The sequence below is a fragment of the Chitinophaga sp. CF418 genome (genome assembly GCF_900142925.1).
Lineage (GTDB): Bacteria > Bacteroidota > Bacteroidia > Chitinophagales > Chitinophagaceae > Chitinophaga.
This window is the reverse complement of the sequence record NZ_FRCN01000014.1, coordinates 185,098-204,416: the sequence shown is the minus strand read 5'-3', so window position 1 is coordinate 204,416 and position 19,319 is coordinate 185,098. Positions and strand designations below refer to the sequence as shown.

15 protein-coding genes are annotated in these 19,319 nt (G+C 39.5%); 12 read left to right on the top strand and 3 right to left on the bottom strand.

Features of this window, described 5'->3' with window-relative positions; translation table 11 throughout:
• Positions 1 to 121 precede the first annotated feature (121 nt).
• The 6 genes from F3I09_RS27275 (at position 122) to F3I09_RS27255 (ending at position 9,909) form a co-directional block, all read left to right on the top strand.
• On the top strand, positions 122 to 1,474 hold the full coding sequence (locus F3I09_RS27275; RefSeq protein ID WP_149698224.1) for a cell wall metabolism sensor histidine kinase WalK: 1,353 nt from the start codon (positions 122 to 124) through the stop codon (positions 1,472 to 1,474).
• Entirely contained in the window at positions 1,467 to 2,168 is a 702-nt protein-coding gene (locus F3I09_RS27270; protein ID WP_223233399.1) for a response regulator transcription factor, read from the top strand. Before F3I09_RS27275 ends, F3I09_RS27270 begins: the two co-directional genes overlap by 8 nt.
• Before the next feature lie 488 nt (positions 2,169 to 2,656).
• The gene (locus F3I09_RS27265) at positions 2,657 to 4,429 is read left to right on the top strand and encodes a hypothetical protein (RefSeq protein ID WP_149698223.1); all 1,773 of its coding nucleotides are present in this window, start codon (positions 2,657 to 2,659) and stop codon (positions 4,427 to 4,429) included.
• 254 nt (positions 4,430 to 4,683) lie between these two features.
• Entirely contained in the window at positions 4,684 to 5,085 is a 402-nt protein-coding gene (locus F3I09_RS34485) for a DUF1016 N-terminal domain-containing protein (RefSeq protein ID WP_370512669.1), read from the top strand.
• On the top strand, positions 5,060 to 5,434 hold the full coding sequence (locus tag F3I09_RS34840; RefSeq protein WP_223233398.1) for a PDDEXK nuclease domain-containing protein: 375 nt from the start codon (positions 5,060 to 5,062) through the stop codon (positions 5,432 to 5,434). Before F3I09_RS34485 ends, F3I09_RS34840 begins: the two co-directional genes overlap by 26 nt.
• A gap of 350 nt (positions 5,435 to 5,784) precedes the next feature.
• Positions 5,785 to 9,909: a hypothetical protein gene (locus F3I09_RS27255; protein WP_149698222.1), complete on the top strand. Its 4,125-nt coding sequence runs from the start codon at positions 5,785 to 5,787 to the stop codon at positions 9,907 to 9,909.
• A gap of 104 nt (positions 9,910 to 10,013) precedes the next feature.
• Here the strand turns inward: F3I09_RS27255 and F3I09_RS27250 are convergent, their stop codons facing one another.
• Together F3I09_RS27250 and F3I09_RS27245 are read right to left on the bottom strand one after the other, a co-directional pair.
• Positions 10,014 to 10,793 (bottom strand): PIN domain-containing protein, encoded by a 780-nt coding sequence (locus F3I09_RS27250; RefSeq protein WP_149698221.1) that lies wholly within the window; start codon positions 10,791 to 10,793, stop codon positions 10,014 to 10,016.
• Positions 10,794 to 10,908: 115 nt separating this feature from the next.
• Complete coding sequence (locus tag F3I09_RS27245) at positions 10,909 to 11,328, bottom strand: hypothetical protein (RefSeq protein ID WP_149698220.1); 420 nt, start codon at positions 11,326 to 11,328, stop codon at positions 10,909 to 10,911.
• 102 nt (positions 11,329 to 11,430) lie between these two features.
• On the opposite strand from F3I09_RS27245, the gene F3I09_RS27240 reads away from it, so the two are divergent.
• A complete protein-coding gene (locus F3I09_RS27240) occupies positions 11,431 to 13,041 on the top strand; it encodes a recombinase family protein (protein WP_223233409.1) in 1,611 nt (536 codons plus the stop codon).
• Positions 13,042 to 13,108: 67 nt separating this feature from the next.
• Here F3I09_RS27240 and F3I09_RS27235 read toward each other — a convergent pair whose 3' ends face one another.
• Positions 13,109 to 13,801 (bottom strand): S24 family peptidase, encoded by a 693-nt coding sequence (locus tag F3I09_RS27235; RefSeq protein ID WP_149698218.1) that lies wholly within the window; start codon positions 13,799 to 13,801, stop codon positions 13,109 to 13,111.
• A gap of 1,037 nt (positions 13,802 to 14,838) precedes the next feature.
• Here F3I09_RS27235 and F3I09_RS27230 point away from each other — a divergent pair.
• The 5 genes from F3I09_RS27230 (at position 14,839) to F3I09_RS27210 (ending at position 19,301) form a co-directional block, all read left to right on the top strand.
• Entirely contained in the window at positions 14,839 to 15,474 is a 636-nt protein-coding gene (locus tag F3I09_RS27230) for a hypothetical protein (RefSeq protein ID WP_149698217.1), read from the top strand.
• A 300-nt stretch (positions 15,475 to 15,774) separates the two neighbouring features.
• Positions 15,775 to 16,377, top strand: a complete 603-nt coding sequence (locus F3I09_RS27225; RefSeq protein WP_188133976.1) for a hypothetical protein — start codon at positions 15,775 to 15,777, stop codon at positions 16,375 to 16,377.
• 633 nt (positions 16,378 to 17,010) lie between these two features.
• Entirely contained in the window at positions 17,011 to 17,898 is an 888-nt protein-coding gene (locus tag F3I09_RS27220; protein WP_149698215.1) for a DNA cytosine methyltransferase, read from the top strand.
• 66 nt (positions 17,899 to 17,964) lie between these two features.
• On the top strand, positions 17,965 to 18,414 hold the full coding sequence (locus F3I09_RS27215; RefSeq protein WP_149698214.1) for a hypothetical protein: 450 nt from the start codon (positions 17,965 to 17,967) through the stop codon (positions 18,412 to 18,414).
• A 44-nt stretch (positions 18,415 to 18,458) separates the two neighbouring features.
• Positions 18,459 to 19,301, top strand: a complete 843-nt coding sequence (locus F3I09_RS27210) for a hypothetical protein (protein ID WP_149698213.1) — start codon at positions 18,459 to 18,461, stop codon at positions 19,299 to 19,301.
• Positions 19,302 to 19,319 lie beyond the last annotated feature (18 nt).

The following is a 19,319-nucleotide window of genomic DNA, read 5'->3' as shown; positions in this document are numbered from 1 at the left end:
TAATTTCGATTACAAAAATATCAGACGCAATACGGTTGAATGTTAAAAAGGAGGACTTTTCTGTTAACTAATGTTAAGTGAACATTTATGAAAGCGTTATAGTGTAATTTTAGCGGGTATTATGAGGAGAAGATTGAAGTTTACATTCTTTGTTGCAATAATTGCCGTATTGCTGATTGTGTTGTTCCAGATCTATTGGGTGTATAATAACTTTAAAGTCAGTGAGCGTAATTTTATAAATTCAGCAAAGTACGCATTGCAGAGAAGTATCAGTTTATACCAGCTGCGGCAGAGTGAACTTCCTACGTCACTGAAGTACAAAGATCCCACCCTTACATTTTTTCTGAAAACAATTCCTAATCGCGATTCCATTGCTTTTGATACACCTGCGGTTATTAAACCATTTCATGCTGAATTTTTAACAGTCAAAATTGATGAGTATAATATAAATGAAGTGAGTGCTATCATGGGAAGATTGATATCACAGCAATTCCGTCGACCGGTAAATCTCGATTCTTTGAGCCTGATATATAACGAGGAACTGCAAAAAGAGAATATTGCAGTCTCCTTTAGGCTCATAGTTTTAGATAGTACAACGGTTCTTACACAGCATGAAATTGCAGTGCCTATAAAGTTCCACAGATCTCCTGTTGTTATTATTCTGGCTATTCCAGAAAATTCATCGTTGGTGCTGTGGAAGCAGAATATTCTTCCTGCTGTCATTTCTCTGGTACTGATACTATTATCTGCGGGAAGTCTTTTTGTTATGGGAAGAATGATTATCCGTCAAATGCGACTCAACAATTTTAAAGACGATTTCATCAATAATATCACGCATGAGTTAAGAACGCCACTTACCATTTTGAAATCATCAGTAGACGCGCTAAAGAGTTTCGGCGCTTCATCAGATCCAGAGAGACTTGACAGGTATTTAAACATCAATTTGGGCACACTTGAAAAGCTGGATAAAGACATCGACCGTATATTAGAGATCAGTAAATATGAACACGGCATCATGCATACACAGTCGACGGTTGTTAATTTAACCGATCTCTCTGCAGCGGTATCTGACCGTTTTGACTTGCATGCGCCAGATAAGATTTCCATTCGTAATTCTTTACATAACGAAGAGGTTAATACAGACCGTTTTATTATAGATACGATTTTAAGTAACCTTATAGATAATGCAATTAAGTATTCACAGGGAGATATTCTTATCGATATTAGCTTTCAGCATATTGATAATGGCTGGCAATTGCAGATACAGGACAATGGGAAGGGTATCGATCAGTTTCATTTGCCCTTTATATTCGATAAATTTTACCGTGTGCAATCGAAAAATGTGCATGAAGTGAAAGGTTATGGTCTGGGATTGAGCTATGTGAAACTGTTGGTCGCGGCATTAAATGGGAAGATCTTTGTCAGGAGTCAGATTGATAAAGGAACAATTTTTACTATTCAGTTTCATGATTAATAAGATTAACATATTGCTTGTAGAAGATGAGCCTGTATTGGCTGCTATCATAAAAGAATCGCTTGAAACCCGCGATTTTATTGTCAACATTGCCGTTAATGGTAACAACGGATGGTCTATGTTCAAAAAGCTGAAACCAGATATTTGTATCATCGATGTTATGTTGCCTGGAAAGGATGGATTTTCATTGGTTTCAGACATTCGTACAATAGATGAGAAAGTGCCTATCATTTTTCTTACTGCAAGAAAGCAACCTGAAGATGTTATACATGGCCTTGAAATAGGGGCAGATGACTACATGAAGAAACCTTTTTCAATGGAAGAACTGGTGTTACGGCTAAAAGTCATGGTCCGACGGCAGAACCAGTTTTCAGCCTTTGGGAATAGTTTGTCCGGCGTAGTAAAGGTCGGCAGATTTATGTTTAATATTCAAAAACAGACATTAACGGCTGAGGGCCAGGTCATCCAGTTATCACAGCGTGAAGCAGATTTATTGACATTGTTGATAGATGCGAAAAATGAATTGCTGGATAGAAAAACTGCATTGCTCAAGCTGTGGGGAGATGATGATCCATTTGCCGCCCGAAGCATGGATGTTTATATCACGAGGATCCGGAAATATTTTCGTGAAGATGCTTCTATTGAGATCATCAACATCAGGGGAAAGGGGTATAGTCTGATAGAGTATTTGTAGCTTATTAAGGTGGTGGTGGCTTTTTGGGGCAAAAAGAAAGAACAGATAGATATCTGTTATTTTTCCTGGCGGGCTGGGAGGGACAAAGTTTCGAACCGCTTTACAATTGAACTTCATCAAATAAGTGATTTCTGCGTTGGGTATTTGTTTTTGTAACGGTGATATAATATAGGGAATCAGGTAGAGCCGCTTAGATTCCCATTCAATATGTTGACAGGGTTTATAGGACGAAACTTACAGGCAAATGTAAGACAGCGGCTTATTGATCTTAAAATGAACGTCGAAAATGAAAACAATTCGGCGATTGGAACCACGGTAGTGTAAACCTGGATGCTCGTTAATTGATTATAAGTACATAATATATTTGCTTTTCAATTCCTCCGTTCTTATCTTGGTCCCCGAAATATAATTGGATAATATACCATGAAATAAATACGTGCCGCCTAAAGCCGTAGGATATCATTATTTATCATATACCTAAACCAAAAATGAAAACATTCAGTCTTTTGTTGGCCTCCATCGGTCTTAGTATGACCTGTTTTGCCCAGAAGCCAACTATTAAATGGGGGGAAGAATTTAAATTACGTAAAGGCAGTAGCGACCTTGAAGTAATATCAGTAGACAAATCCGGCGCCTATCTGCAGGAAAGTCACCAGGCCCTGAAAGGTTATTTTGTAGTAGCTGCCACCATGCGTGAATCCGCTTCTCTTGTAAAAGTGGATAGGAATTTAACCGAAGTATTCCGGAATGATTTTAACAAGGAGTTGAGAGGCAAGGAGTTCGAGCAGTTCTTCCCATTTGGAGATAAATTATTTCTGATTTCATCTGATTACAGCCGTCGCGACAAAACGAAAGCTGTTTACGCTTCTGCAGTAAACAAAAGCACCGGAGAACTCACAGGAGAATTCAAAGAAGTAGCCATCTTTCAGAAAGAAGAAAAGAGGGATGATATTGATTTCAAAATTACCTACAATGCAGACAGTACCAAGATCATATTGGTGAGTAGTATAAAAGGAAAGGAAAGAAATGAATACGCGGTGCAGGAATTTGATAAAAATTTCAAAAAAATCGGTAAGCCTGTAGTGCTTAATAATGAATTTGAAGCAAAGAAATATCAGCTTCAGGACTTATTATACCTGGGCAATAATAAGATTCTGCTCGTTGGACGGTTGTATGAATATGAAGAAGGTAAAAGGAAGAAAGCGAAATTCCTGGATTTCACCAATTATAACATCCGCCTGTATGACGAAAAAGGAAAGCAACAGGCAGAGATCAACACCACTGTCAATGGTAAATGGCTGAACAGTACTAAAGTGGTACAGGAAAAGAACAAAGACCTTGTATTGGCTGCGTTCTACAGCAATACCAAAAAAGGCAAGACCATTGATGGTTTGCTGGTGCAAAGGATCAATATAAATGACGGTACAGTTCTCTCTACCAGTGATAAAGCGATTAATAATTCCCTTTTAACTGCAGACAATGATGATGATGATAAAGATGATGATGACAAAGATGAAGACAAAGAGGAAAGAAAGGAAAGAGAGAGGCTTAATAAACTGAAAGATGAAGGGGAAGGGTTCTCCAGATACATGCAGTTCAGGAACATTTTTTATACTCCTGACAATGGACTGGTTATTCTGGCAGAACAATATAAAGAATATGTAACAGTCTCACACAATACAAGTTCAGCAGGCGCTGGTGCTGGTGCGATGATGGGAGGCGGAAGCACCACTACTACATATCATTACAATTCCGGCGATCTGATGATGTGTAAGATCGATGCCGGAGGTAATATCGGCTGGCTGGAGATCCTGCCTAAGGATCAGCGGGAAGTAATATCGATGACAAGCGCTTCTTCCGGTATGGGTATGGGTTTTGGCGGTTTGGGCCTTGGTCTCAGCTATAGTTATACCGGATACTTTGATGAAGGAAACAGGCCCTTTTATTCCGGCTTTGGTGCTATGCAAACAGATGGTAATATCCAGGTCATCTTTAACGATAGTCCTAAAAATAGCGGCGTTATGCAGGCCGGCCAGAAGACAAAAAAGATCATCCGTTATGCCAAGTCTGATTGCTATTTGCTGAATATCGATGCGGTCTCCGGTAAACTTGGAAGAAAACAGTTCTTTTCCAATACGGATGTGCCTACAGCGATGCCTCGTTTAGGGTCTATCATCAATAATGAGATGTATCTGGTAGGTAAAACAGACCGTATGTTTGGAAAAACCAAACTTGCGATAGCAAAGATTACAGTGAAGTAATATTTGTTTTTATATAAAGTAATAAAGAGGTCGGACCTGTTACGGTCAAAATCATTCAGGAAGAGACCTGGCATCACCGATCTGCAACAAAAAAGCCTTCAGACATCATCTGAAGGCTTTTTATTTCCTGCGGGCTACCGGGGACAGTTTTCGGACTTTTTTGACATGGAACTAGACTTTTACAAGGCATATTCCGACATTTTGCGGACACCGTCCGCAAAATTGTATTTATCTGATTCACTGGTGTTAGGATTTTGCGCTTATTGTCCGCAAAATCTATAGCAACTCAATCTGAAACATCAGAAACAGATAATAAGTCGGCCTCAAACCTGCTATTAGAAAGACTTAGTTTTTCTCATTTCATTGAACTGCTCAAACTGGATACTAAGTTGAAACGTGAATTTTATGAAGTGGAAACAATTCGGAACAACTGGAGTGTACGCGATTTGCAACGAGCAATGAACAGTATGCTATATGAGAGGACTGGATTGAGTACTAATAAACATGCCGTGTTAAATAGTGATGTGAAACAAGCGGATTTGAAAGCTGAGAATATATTTCGCAACGCTTACATGCTTGAATTTTTAGGTCTGGAAGAAAAAGATATATATACTGAATCAGACCTTGAACATGGGGGGGCGGGGATTCTGTTTTGAAGCTAGGCAAAGACGTATAACTTTCGATAATACACATTACCGTATAGATTTGGTATTTTATCATCGTATATTAAAATGCCATGTTCTTTTAGATTTAAAGATTGGCGAATTTACACACGCAGATGCCCAAATGAATGTTTATCTGAACTATTACAAGGAGAATGAAATGCATGAAGGGGATAATCCGCCGGTAGGTATTATACTCTGTGCAAGTAGGAACGAGAACTTGGTCAGGTATGCGACCTCCGGTTTACCACAGCAAGTTTTTGTATCTAAGTATCTTATTAATCTGCCCAGTGAAGATGAATTGGCAAAGATTATAGATGAAGAGCGAAGGAAATTGGGATAGTCTAATGGGGCAAAATATGACTATAAAAAAGCGGGTATAATTAAGCGCTTTTGCCTAATTATACCCGCTTTCACTTAGTTGCGGGCTACTGGGGACAACTTTCGAACCGGTTTGTAGAATGTCTATCTGAAATTCAAGGATTTATTAGGGAAATCCATTAGTTAAAAATGAGAAGGCCGAACTTGGAATGCATTTCTTCCGGATAAGGAACTGGAATAGCTTCTTAGCATCCCGATATACCCTAAATATTTAGTAGTGACTGTTTTTTCTATATATCTGGATCTATTGCTGACCCGAAGAATCACAGACTATATAATTCTGTGTTCATATTCTATCAAGCTATAACTTGAATGAATCTGCGAAAAGGGGAAGTTCTTACAGTAATACTATTTTCTCTTGCAGTTCTTGGTGAGGTTCTGGCAATCGGTAAGATACTTGTGCAAGATGTTGGTGCTTCTTCATACTCTTCTATGTGTGTTCATGAGAGGCTGTGCATCGCTAAATTATTTAGCGATAATGTAATCACAAAAGATAAATTTTTAATAACTTTAAATATAATCATCCCCAAACGTTTAAACTTCTACATGTCTGTTACAGAAAATGGCCCAGAGGGCTACGATTACCAATACCTCGGCAGTTTATATGTAATTTTACACATCTGGAGCCAGCGTGCTTTAAAAGCTGTTTATATCGACCGCTTAGGCAGCGAAGATCTGACACTGCTAATAGATGACCCAAATGGCCATCAGGAAATTATCGAAGCTCAATTCAAAAACCGGAGCTCCGCATTTGATGATGATATTTTTAATAGCTGTATTAATAAGTTCAGTGCCTTTAAATGCGATTCTACGATCCTTTCAAAATTGCAGGAAGTAAGCATAAACGATTTCTTTATTCTGACTTCTGGGGTTGTTTCGGGTGTTCCTTCCCGGATACATGTGGTAGCAAGACCGTATACTTTTGAGAAAAGTACCGGAAAAAGTAATAGTAAAGACCTTCAATTGCTTATCAATGATATCGACAAAGAGTATTCAGTTGCACAAACAGATACTCAGAAGAAACGAAAAAAATTCTTAGAAAATCTGAAGCAGTCGTTGACACCTAAAACAATGAGCGATTTGTTACAAAGGGTAACCCTAATTGATCGTCTTACAAAGAAGGAAATTGTCAGCATTATCGGTTTTTACCTAACGGATCATTTAGTTCCGGTTTCGGCACAGCGTCATGTAATGTTAGAATATCTCGAACTAATTAAGGAAAAAAGAGGAAGGGGCGTGGACGTTTTTGCCGACCTTGAAAGGCTGATAGCAGCCAACACGAAGAATTTGCCTGCGCCTGATCCTAATTACCACTTGCGAGGTGATGAGGCAGGTTTCATTGAGGAGTTAATGCGGAAATATGTTTTATTACTAACCGGCGTCCCGCTTTGCGGAAAAACACAGACAGCAATCTATACCGCGTTAAAAGTTATCGAAAGCAACAAGTCAATCGAATATTACGCAACAACCGACACTAGGGCAGCAGAACAATTTCTGTACAGCAATGAATTTGGAGCAAGGATATGTTATTTAGAAGATCCCATTAATTCGGATCAGTCTGGCAGTAAATCGGTACAATATCGACTATTGGAATCATTGGTACATAATCTGCCAACAAGTAAGCAGCGATATTTAATTGTTACTGCCGCTAATGAAGACGTAAATCATCTTACGAACGGTGGTTATTTAAGTGGTCAGACCTGGCAGGATCTTACTATAGAACAACCATCTTTTCTTAGTGATCTTTGGGAAAGATTTAGTATTGACAGATCTGTTCCGGAACAGATCAGCAATCTGACAAAAAAGCTTCTCTCTGGTGGGGATTACTCCGAAAAAATACAGCCGGGACAATTGGCATACCTTAGCCGTAACCATCAGCGCTTAAACACTATCAATCCGGAGGCGCTACTTCATTTTATCAATTTTCGCGCAAGTACACTCACTGAATCCACTCTAAAAGAAAGTGGGGAGGTAATAGAGGCTATAATAATTATGGCGGCCACAAGCAATACTCGTAACGGTATCAGCGACAAGGATCTTCAGTATTTTAGCGATGACCGGCTGGATTATTGGCCTGCAATTAATCATGATGAGGAAAGAAGTTTTCGCGGAATAATATTCGGGGCAAAAAAAACACACGTTTACACCATAAGAGAATACGAGGATTTACCTCCAATCAAGGCACAACTGGAATATGGCCTTAGTAAATTGATTGATTACGGTTACCTGGAATATCGGCAAGGACATTACCAGTTTAAACACCCAATTTATAGAGAAGCAGCAAGAACTATACTGTTACCCGGCAACCCTTTACGTTTTAAAAAGGCAATTTCCAGCCTTCGGAAGTCTATAGCCTGTTTAAATGTGAATGTTGCATTACAGGCTACACGTAATCTACTTTTTATAGGAAGTTCCTGCAAGGAAAAAGTTGACCAGCAAGCTCTCATTTCGATAGGCATATCAGGCCTACTATCTACCTTTGTCAGTGTCCGTGATCAGTCTCTTCTTTTCCTAATCAGTCAATTTGATGATCTCTCCCAGGATTTGCAAGAGAAGGTTAGCGAAGAAATTCAAAAACGCTGTCAAAGCCAATTCGGAACTTATGTGTGGCAGCGTGATACCGCTTTCATTCCCGAGGTAAAGTACATCGAAAAAGAATTCGATCGCCCATATCGAAATCACAATCAAATATATCGGGAATGGAAACAATTCTGCGAGAGCGAAACACAGCCAGATTCCTATCGCGCCTGGAAAATCGTAAAATCGTTAGATCAAGCAATCCGGGGAAAGAAGAAAAGGATAGCATACGACGTAGTTGCTTTGCGAAGGTTTCTAAATTACAATGAAGGTTTTATTCGGGGAAAGGCGGCTTATTTGTTGGCGGCTAGTGCTACCGATAACGATGTGAAGTTAGTGAAAGAATTGTTTGCAGCACATGATCCGCTGGTCAATTACCAACTGATTAAAGGACTATTTCGTTCTTGGCCTTATTTTAAATCTCCAGCGATAAAGGAAGAAATGAAGCTGTTCATGATCCGGGCTTATGATAACCTCTTTGTTGTACTCAGTTCTGTAGACTTGTTTTCACAATTTAGTGCTGGTCATACGCAATACACATTCGATTGGATGTATGATATTGAAGACAATGCGGCTTTAGATATGTGGTATTTATGGGGAGAGTTGATGCCTGTATTTTTCAAGCACCTACCTACCTCGATCCGTATTAATACCAGTCGCTTTACGATGACGTTCAAAGAAGCCCAAGTTCCTGATGGAGCGTTGATAGTTATCTTGGATGCTTTCATTAACTGGTTGCAGGAAAATATTAAAGACAAAGGGTATCACTCCTCAATGGCGGATATCCCGATTTGGTTTTTTTCAGAAAAAATAGATATTATAAAAGGCCCAGCCCGATTGGATTTCATAAAAAAATTCCACAATATCGATAACAAAGTATTTCAGGCAACATTCTGGAGATATATTGTTGCACAATGGCCAAAACTTGGCTCTCCCGAAACTTCTTATTTAAGAACACAGATCCAATATCTAAGTACATTAATTCATAGTGTCATACTCACAACTGAATCTATACCAGATGAATTACAGTGTGAGATACTGTGGACATCTTTGACAGGCAAGACTGCAAGGAAGATTGTAGAGCAGGTGCCATCAACATTGCTACTGAACAGCCTAGCGACTCTATACTTGCTGCCGCCTTTCAATGAGCTCCCATACAAAAATACCACTGTATGGAACACTGTTTTAGCTTATTTACTTAAACACCCGAACTTTGAAGGTTTTGATATAGCGCTGACCGTATTCTTTGACGATGTGCTGATCATGGGAAATAATCGTAATGGAACCTGGAACGATCCTAAGCAGCAATTGAAATATTTATTAAAAACTGGGACCGAGTTGACAAGAAAGACTGTTTTTACAAAGTTGTTGCTTGATCTAATGGGAACCAATACTTCAAATGCAAAGGCATATCTTGATATTTTATTTGCTCATTGCAGTGAAGCAGAGATGGAGCGATACAGCGAAGAAGCGGCTGTTAATATTGAAGCAATCTCGAACTCAGGTAACCTTGCCCGTATGCCGGATTTTCTGTCTACGGCAGTCGAAAAGAAGATTGTTTTTGATCTAATGATATTTAGAATGATTGATGAAAAATGGATTGAAAATATGGAGGCAGAGACCCTGGAAAAATTTGGTAAAGTAATCGTATTTGCTTTGCAGCAGAATGAGGTTAAAACTCTTGAGGGGATTGATCTTTTTCGGACATGGGCGAGAGTAAATGTTACATTTTTTACTGTCGAAGAAATGGAAATTATAGAAAGTTATATGGCTCGTCTTCAAGAAAGAGCAAGAGAACAGAGATATACGAAAGAGGATTTGTATCAAAGAAGGTTTCGAGAAATGGCAGAGCATTACTAACTATACATATAATGGAAGTGTTAGTTAAGATGACTGTGTAAAGTATATGCCTGTATTATTGGCTCGATTTCGGCAGTGGGAACATGATTGGGCTATACCATCTGTTACTTACCCCTCGCTATTTCTGCTTCTGATTCTATCCACATCCAAAATCTATACTCATCATATTCGTCAGTAAGGTCAATAACCTCTTTTCTCATTTTAAGAGCCCGGGCAAGGTTGTTATAGAAATGTACATTTCTCTTGTGGAGATCCTCATGAAGTTTTGTGAAATCAATAGGATCGCTAAACTCTTTGTAGTTAGATGTCACAAATATTAAATCGGTGGCAATTTCATTCTTCTGATTTACATGCTCTATTGCTCCAAAATAAAGCAAAGCATCCGCCATATTATTCTTACTATTATGAAAAGGAGCTTGTTTTGTAAGAGCTCTATCTGCCATGTCAATTTTAAGCTGATCATATATTTTAAACTTTTCGGATTCATAAAGTAGCTTCTCTACCCTTGAAAAAAATATTTGGGCAAGATGCTCTTGTTCTTCCTGCACTTGTGTATACTTTTCAACTATTCTTACCAATGCTGCTTTATCTTCTTTGGAGAGCAAGTCAGCTAATTTCATTGCACTTTTGGCATGTTGTCGAATACTGGAAATCACATCTTCCAATACTCGCTTTTTATTTCTTTCCCACTCCTCAAGAATTATATCACAGGTTAAGAGCACAGTTATCTTTTGATCTATCTGCTGTTCAAGTTCAATCAAAACTTCCTCTATTCTTGGCTTGGCCAAGTCTAACCAAGTGCTTGTGTCTAGTATTAACTTTGCCATTTGTTGATAGTTGCTGGGTGAATCGGCCTTAGACGGCATTCTTTCTTTTCTTGCCATAAGTCGACTAGATGTTGAATATCTCCTTGTCCTTCGAAGAATTTTTTATTATCTTATCTTTTGTTATCTTATCTATGCAGTCATTCATTAAAGTATATTGGAAATAGAACAATAATTAATCCAAATTCCAATAGGCGGTTTCCGCATCATCGCCAAATTCATCCTCTAACCATTGTTCATACGATGGATACTCATAATAATCATCATGTCCGTCATCATAGTCATCATCCCAATGACGTTGGTGATTTTCTGGTTTATGCCACTTTTTAATCAACTTATGTTTTATGAGGTTAATCTCTAATGCGCGTAGATATTCGCCTTCTACGGATAATGTTTTGTCTAGAAAAATATCCTGATTTATTGAGAAGTGATAGAGATTGACAATACACCACAGAACATATTGAGGGGGCTGCGTGATAATCTCTTGAATAGATGATCCTTCATAGTCGCCAAAACCGATTTTATAGTGTCTTTGATAAACCATTAACTTATTTATGTTTTCCTCATCTTCAGTTACAGGTTCTCCTAAAGTCACTTTCCTGAGGTAACTTTCCTTTAAAGTGTTCAGTGTGATGAAATTGTCATTTAAATCGCCAAGTTCTATTTTAGGATTTTCTAATTTTAATTTAGCTATTAAATATATGGCAATTATTCAAAAACAGAGGTTCCTAAAGTCTCCCATCAAGCTGCCATTGTTTATACGCGTGTTTCCAGCAAGGAGCAAGCAGACCACAATTTGAGTTTGGATGTCCAGCGTAAGGCTATTGAAGATTTTGCCCAACGAAGTGATCTGAATATTATCGGATATTTTGGCGGCACTTATGAAAGTGCTAAAACGGATGGGCGTAAGGAGTTTACCAGGATGCTTGAGTTCATTAAAAAGCATAAGGGAAAAGTAAGCCATGTTTTGGTATATACCCTGGACAGATTTTCGAGAACCGGTGGTGCGGCTATCAAATTAGCAGAAGAGTTGCGGGAAAAGTATGGGGTAACCGTCTATGCTGTGACGCAACCGGCAGATACCTCTAATCCGAGTGGTGTGCTGCAACAGAGTATTCATTTTATTTTCAGCCAATACGACAATCAGCTTCGTAAGCAACGGGCGATGGCTGGTATGAAGGAAAAGTTTGATAAAGGGATTTGGGTTACCAAGCCACCACAGGGGTATGATATAGTGCGGACTAACGGGCAACGGAAGATAGTCGTAAATGAGGTAGGTAAGAAGTTAAGGAAGGCTTTTATCTGGAAAGCGGAAGGGATAAAGAATGACGAGATTATTTCCAGGCTTCGTGCGATGGGAGTTAAAATGTATAAGCAACAGCTAACGAAAATATTCAAGCGACCATTTTATTGTGGGGTTATTAATCATGGGCTGTTGGAAGGAAAGATTGTCGAGGGAAATCATGAAAAACTGATCAGCAAGGAGATCTTTCTCAAGGTAAATGACATACATCAAAGTTCAGGAGGATATGGAGTTCCGCATAAAAAGGAACAAGATGAAGTACCGCTAAAGATATTTATTAGATGTGACACCTGTCACCAGCCATTTACAGGCTATGTAGTAAAGGCTAAGGGTCTTTGGTACTATAAATGCCGCACAGAAGGGTGTAAGTGCAATAAAAGCGCTAAACGGATACACGAGTTGTTTGGGCTGCTATTGCACCAGTATCGCGTGGATAATGCACTCATTGGGCCATTAAAATCGGCGTTACTGACAGAATACAATGAAATGAATAAGGAGGGGCTGGAACAACAGATCTTTTTCAACAATCAGCTAAAGGAGATAAATATCAAAATTGACAATTTAGAGGAAAGCCGATACGTGTTAAAGGAAATAAGTCAGGAGACATTTGATAAATTTCATCCCCGTTATATAAAGGAGCAGGAGAACATATTAAAGCAATTGGCCAAATTCACGCAAAGCATTTCGAACCCGGAAGAAGCAATAGAACAAGCCTTATTGCTTTCATGTAAACTCCCTGTAGTATGGAGTTCCAGCGATGCAGGTGCCAAAGAAAAGCTCCAAAAACTCATATTCCCCGATGGAATCGTGTATGATCGCAAAAATGAGTCATTTCGAACTCCGAAAGTCAATACAATTTTTTCCCGGATTGCCCACCTGTCGGGCAATTCCCCCGAAAACGAAAAAGGGACAAATCATACTTGTGATGATTTGTCCCTCTTAGCGGAGAAGAAGGGATTCTCCGACAGTCTATTTCTTTATTGCCTTTATGTTGTTTGTCAATGAATTGTATATATTTTAATTATCTATTTAAATGCTTTACTTCCGGGTTTACTTCCGGGTTTACTGTTGTTTAGTGTTTCGTTATTTCCGCCTTGACTTTGAATACAGCCACAATGTGCTGCCACTTTCTAGGAAATGGCGGATATGTTTCCTGGTCAGGATTATCGCTTTTTAAAACGATATGTGTGTCATCAGTTCCAGCGTAGAGGCGTTTTACGACACCTTCATAGTTTGTATCCACGATATAATATATTTCTCCCCAGTTGATCAATGTTTTGTCTTCCAGTTTACGCACAGCTGCGCGAGATCCATTTTTAAAAGTCGGGACCATCGATTCGCCTACTACCTCTATAGCTCCGTCAACTATTCCTATAAAAGGTATATCTAAAAATTCAACAATTAATTCAGGTTCGTCATTAAACAATGCTATTGTGCCTGCGGAGGCCTTCGTGTTCGTCATCGGTACGGGTTTTTTTTTCGCTTTTAGAGCTATCCTAAATTTTAACGCCCGTGAATTAGAAAAATTGTCGCTTTCATCAGAAAAAGACGAACTGTCGTCTTTTTCGTCAGGCATAAGCCAGTTTTTGCCAAGGTCAGGATATGCTGCCAGGATCATATCCATTGTGCGTTTTAGTGGGGTTCCACTAGGGTTGTTGGTAATTGAGGATAACGTTGTTCTTGAAATACCGGTCTTTTCTGCAAAATCAGTTACGTTAATTTTATTTTCCTCTAAATAGGCTTTAATTCGCTGATTTACACTCATAAAATATATAGTTAAAATAATTATTGACTACTCGTCGTCATTTTTATTTGTTTTTGACGATGGATCGTCGTAAACTTGCATCATAATAGCAAATATACATATCAATTTGACATAAAGATTGCGTAAATGTACGGAAAATTCGACGAAACGACGATTCGTAGTTATAAGTCTAGAAAACAAATACATAAGGAGAGGCGCGAATTGATTGGCTTTATTAGTTCAAAATTACAACATGGCGACTTTAAGACGATAGAGCGACGATTGGGAAAGAGATTGACGAGCAATCGACGAGGCGAGCAGGTAGTGCAGGGCATGTCCTATAATAGTGTTCGATATACCCTAGATCCTGAGCACCCTCTTTTTTGTAAACGTGTAATTGAGGAGGCTATGCAGTTAATTATTGAACGCGAAAGTCAAGAGGATGGGAATGTCGGTAATTGAGTTAAGCAACAATGATCTTATCACGGAATTAAGGCGCTTGCGAATGCACCTTGCTGTCACCAGTAACGAAAGAACAATCATGATTCTAACGGAGGCTGAGAATCGGCTAACCGGGAGTTCTAACGAGCTCCCGGCAAAATTCCCCAAAAAGAAGTTCACAAAACTTCAGACCAAGCAGGAAGCCTTCAATAAGTATTACAATAAATAAAATTTATTAGCGCACTTAGGCGCGAAGCAACAAGAGACGTCTTGAGTAGATCTACATTAAAGATCTACCTAGCTATCTATTGCTCAGAAATTGAGACATAAACATTGACAAACGGGCACGAAGTCTTGTTTCTACAAAACTTCCTTATTACTACGCAAAATGATTATGCTAGAAAAAGTCGCGATCAAAAACGGGGATGAAATCTGTCTTTCGTGTGATGTGAAAAGCATGAAGAGAATTATTCAAGCACGGAAGGGGGATATGGTTAGAGTTGTAGCTATAAGTGTTCCAGCCCTCATTGTCGAGGATCGTTTCGGATATCGTTTTGCCATAAATGAAAAGCAAATAGAAGTTACAAAATAGATAATTAAGAACAAATAAAGATTATATGCCAGCAGAATTCCAAAGACAAAAACGGTATCTATCTCTTAACGATGGGTTAATGAAAGAACGGACCCAGGAGGGTAGTGAACTACGGCACAATAGCCTCTACAACGTTTGGCTTGTGGGGGTTACATACCGCAATGTTGAGAGAGAGGAAAACGGGGTTAGAAAGGTTAAAGGGGAAATTATTCAACTCCACTTATTAGACAGTGTTGACTATTGGATTTTGGAGACTTGGAGTAATAGCGCCTACGCCCGTGCATTTTATCAGACAATGCAGAATATTTATTTTGATCTGCCACTTACGTTTACAACTCGACAAAAGATCGAGAACGGGCGTAAGAAGCCGGCAATGTTTGTTTCTCAGGATGGGTTAGCTCTGAAATGGTGCTATACAAAAGATAATATGCAAGATTGCCCTCCCCTTACTACTTCGACGGGAAGAGATGGCGGGGTGGTGTATGATGATACACTACAGCAGATATTTTTCGCCGGTAAAATTGAGGATTGGCTTCTTCCCTGTCTGTCCAAGCAAGCGAATCCATTCCCTAATCATCCTTTGTATTTGGGAGAGTTTGGCAAGGGTGGGGCTGTGTCTAATTTAGTTCATAATGGAGAGGGCGATGACTTGCCGTTCTAACAACTTTAATATTTATACATGAATAAAATAGCAGTGAAACTTATAGATATATCTGCGATAGCCTCTAGTTCTTTATTGGTTGCTAAAATCATGAATTTCCCAATAATAGAACGTATTGGGTGGTGCTGGATTCTTTTGCCTGCCTGGTTGTTACTGGCTGTGATTTATGCGATACTGATAATGTTAAGCCTGTGCTTTCTTTTTCCTGTGGTTAAGAGTTTGCTTTCAGAAATCAAGTTTCTATTTAGGCGGAGAGTGAAAACAAAATGGCAAAAGCTGTATTCTCAAAATTAAAATTTAATGAACATGCGTAGTGCGACACGAAGCAAGGCGTCTGCTTTTTTATCAACTCTGTATGCTAAATGTATGTCTGGGTCCCCTTTTAAAATGGGCGAAGTGACTAAACTTATTCGCATCTCTTCCAACGCGCCAACAATTGCCGCACGTAATGGATTTGCTAGGCGGGTTAAATATGTCGGGGATCAAGGGTATGTATGGGAGTGGCTACGGCCGACTTCTCCTGACAATGATATGGTGACAGAGTTCATTGATGCTGTTGCGGAATATACTAACGATCGTAAACCTCAAACTAGCAGTGGAGGTGAAAGTATTGGTCAGCCGGGGAAACAAACGTTGATAGGTTTCAGTAAGCAGTTAGGGATGGTGGAAATGAAAAACGCTGTGGCTGAAGGTTATGTCGATTTGGATGCAGATAATTTGTTAAGAATTGCAACTGATGTAATCCTTCCCATAGATGAAAGTTCTGTTGCCCAAGAGCAAGATCTAATACCTCGATATATTGCGGCTCGTTTGGATGGAATAGACGTCAAAGTCAACGACATATTGCAGTCGATTTCGAAGCGTCGTAGTATCTGGGATTGGTTAAGTTCGAAATCTAAATAGACGCTGCATAGAATGGCGAAAACATGTAATGCCAGTTCGTGCATTGGTCCCGTGTTTAGCAAGGGTTTTTGTAGGTTTCATCAATATCTGCGAAACGATAAAAAAGCAAAACGGATCCGGCAATTTAGCATTAAGAGGGAAAGGATTAATAGAAGGGAGTATCAGCCCCAAGCTAGGCAGTTCGTAATAGATAATCCTGTTTGCAATATCCGTAGTCCCGTCTGTAGTTATCATGCAGAGTGTGTTAATCACAGAAAGGGGAAAGATACCATTAAACTCTTGCTAGATATGTCATTTTGGGAGGCTTCCTGCTTTCTCTGTAACAATTGGATTGAGGCTAATCATCAATGGGCGGTTGACCGTGGACATAAACTTTCACGACTTACAATTCACTAATCAATGTACATCGAGGCTACAAACGAACAGAAAAGCCACGGTATTAGGATCCGAATATGTAAATATGGATACTTTTTACCGGCTGGCAAATGGGAATGTATTGCCCTGTCTTTTTTTAAATGGCATATACATCTTTACAGGAAAAAGAGATTTCGTGACCAGTGGCCGTTGGCCCACTAATGCATACGAGAGTGCCGGAAAGCAAATAGCCAGAAACGTTTTAATGACTAATAGACTATGTATAGACCAAGTGCAAAAGGTTATTTCAGCGGTGTAGGAGGTATGGAGCTAGGAATGATGTTTGCCGGAGTGAATGTTGTTCAGTCTCTGGACCTCGATGAAGAAGCCACGGCGTGTATGCTAATGAATGCCCAATATTTTCAACATCCGGTATTGACACAAGATATTAGAGAGATTACAGTATTAGGGCAAAAAAGCACCGACATTATTGTTGGTACGTATCCCTGCACTAAATATAGTACTGGGGCGGATATTCATAATGCCCGTACGGGTGAAGATTTGTTTCTTCATTTTTTTAGACACGTAGCCATCGAGCAGCCGGAAATGTATATCATCGAAAATGTTCCGGGAATGAGAAAGTTCAAGGTGGTTATGGAGGCAATGACTCAATTGCCAGGTTATTACGTTAATATCTTTTGCCCTGTTAATGCAGCATTATGGCTCCCGCAAGAAAGGAAAAGATTGATCCTAATTGGTACACGCAAGCCGTTTATGGTGTCGGCTCCTGCTCAGTCGTTTCGTCGTCCAAAGATTAAAGATATACTTGAGCCTGACGTCCACATTGATTTGCAAGATTATGTGATATCACGAATAAAAGGCAAGTACAGGGACAAGCCGATTATTGTAGATCCTGAGAATGAGCGAGCCATTGCGCCTACCTGTGTAGCGCACTATTCCAAAGACCAAGGCACGAGGATGGTTAAGGATAGGTCTTCGCCATATGGGTTACGTCCCTTTACCATTCGTGAGTACGCTAGGCTCCAAGGTTTTCCGGATGATTTTATTTTCCCGAATAAAATGAGCTCCTACCGGCTCATTGGGAATGCTGTAGCGGTTAACATGGGCGAATGGGTTGGTAGAGAGGCAATGAGATACTTTAACTGATATCGTTGAAACTTCTTTGTTGGATACGCCTAATCCCATTTTAAAACACAATTGTAAAAAGACGAAATGAAGAAAGTCACATTTAATTCTGAGGGTAGAAACCACTCGGAATTCGCCGCCGTGCGTCCCTATAGTACCAAGCCTGTTATCGAGTCGGAATTTTTTGATACAGAAAAGCGATACTATAAACTTGAAGATGGCCGTGTCTTCGATGCGGACCTGTATGATAAGAATTATAAAGTAGTAAATAAAAAAATTCACAGAAAGGGATACAAGGGCGAGAATGCATGTAAAAAGATGGCTGCAATTGCCTGTGTAATTGTAGTGTTTTCCCTTTCTGCTTGTACAGTGGGCGGCAATAAGGACGCAATCAAATCTGTTGTAGATAGTTCAAAATATCTTGAAAAGATCGCATCAGGTCTAAATGATCCTAAGGAGCTTTTTTCAACGGCTATGCCGGTATTTCGAATTCATTGTAGGGCTGGAATGGAATTTAAAGGCGCTTGTCGCTGGTAGTGATTAAATATTATTAGACCCGTACTTATATAACAAAATCAATAATGGCAGCAGATACAACTTTTTGTTTTACGTTTTACCCTGGTGATTATCTGAGAGACACGAACTGCCTGAGTCCTGCGACTCAGGTGGTTTATGACCGGATGATGTGCGAACATATGCGTAACACATGTATAACACACGAACAACATGGCTTTTTCACGCGCAAGTTAACAGATGAGGAAAGGATGGAGCTCAATCAAGTTTTGACAAAGGTTGATGGAGGTTATTTGATTGCTTGGATAGCTGATAGTATAGCAAAAAAGCGTGCCTATAGTGCCTCTCGTGCCGAGAATAGAGCAGGTAAAAAAAAGATAAAAGGCAATAACATATGTGAATCATATGATTCACATATGGAAGATGAAAATGAAAATAGAAATAGAAAGGGAAATAGTAAAGAGGGAATAGGGGGTGTGGGGGAAAAGGGAGAAACGTTTTCCACTAATTCAAATTTTTCCAATTCGAAGGATATTTTCATTGTGCCGGAAATGATTGGAATTTTCAAGCAGCATAATCCTGGTTATGTCAAACAGACTGAAAAAGACTATCCGGCAGCCCGCAAAATAGCTGAATTGATTGCAGATGAAGAGAGCGTTCACCTTGAAGAGGAAAGTGGGTTTCTCGTTGTCAAAGATGTATGGGAGACTATCGTCACATTTACGGCGCAGGATTCGTTTTATAAAAATTTTTCCCTCTCACAGGTGGAAAAACATATCCAATCGATCATTTTGAAGCTACGGAATGCGAGGGAGGAAGTAGTCGACGGTCCGGTTGCCGGTGGTATGATAACGCACAATCTTAATGCGGCCGCGCTCGCAATGCAGATTTTAAGGAGTAAGCGCAGTTAACCCTTTACCTCTCGGGGC

Coding starts and splice junctions, on each gene's coding strand:
- F3I09_RS27275 (WP_149698224.1), top strand. CDS start 122: ATGAGGAGAAGATTGAAGTTTACATTCTTTGTTGCAATAATTGCCGTA.
- F3I09_RS27270 (WP_223233399.1), top strand. CDS start 1,467: ATGATTAATAAGATTAACATATTGCTTGTAGAAGATGAGCCTGTATTG.
- F3I09_RS27265 (WP_149698223.1), top strand. CDS start 2,657: ATGAAAACATTCAGTCTTTTGTTGGCCTCCATCGGTCTTAGTATGACC.
- F3I09_RS34840 (WP_223233398.1), top strand. CDS start 5,060: ATGGGGGGGCGGGGATTCTGTTTTGAAGCTAGGCAAAGACGTATAACT.
- F3I09_RS27255 (WP_149698222.1), top strand. CDS start 5,785: ATGAATCTGCGAAAAGGGGAAGTTCTTACAGTAATACTATTTTCTCTT.
- F3I09_RS27250 (WP_149698221.1), bottom strand. CDS start 10,793: ATGGCAAGAAAAGAAAGAATGCCGTCTAAGGCCGATTCACCCAGCAAC.
- F3I09_RS27235 (WP_149698218.1), bottom strand. CDS start 13,801: ATGAGTGTAAATCAGCGAATTAAAGCCTATTTAGAGGAAAATAAAATT.
- F3I09_RS27230 (WP_149698217.1), top strand. CDS start 14,839: ATGCCAGCAGAATTCCAAAGACAAAAACGGTATCTATCTCTTAACGAT.
- F3I09_RS27225 (WP_188133976.1), top strand. CDS start 15,775: ATGAACATGCGTAGTGCGACACGAAGCAAGGCGTCTGCTTTTTTATCA.
- F3I09_RS27220 (WP_149698215.1), top strand. CDS start 17,011: ATGTATAGACCAAGTGCAAAAGGTTATTTCAGCGGTGTAGGAGGTATG.
- F3I09_RS27215 (WP_149698214.1), top strand. CDS start 17,965: ATGAAGAAAGTCACATTTAATTCTGAGGGTAGAAACCACTCGGAATTC.
- F3I09_RS27210 (WP_149698213.1), top strand. CDS start 18,459: ATGGCAGCAGATACAACTTTTTGTTTTACGTTTTACCCTGGTGATTAT.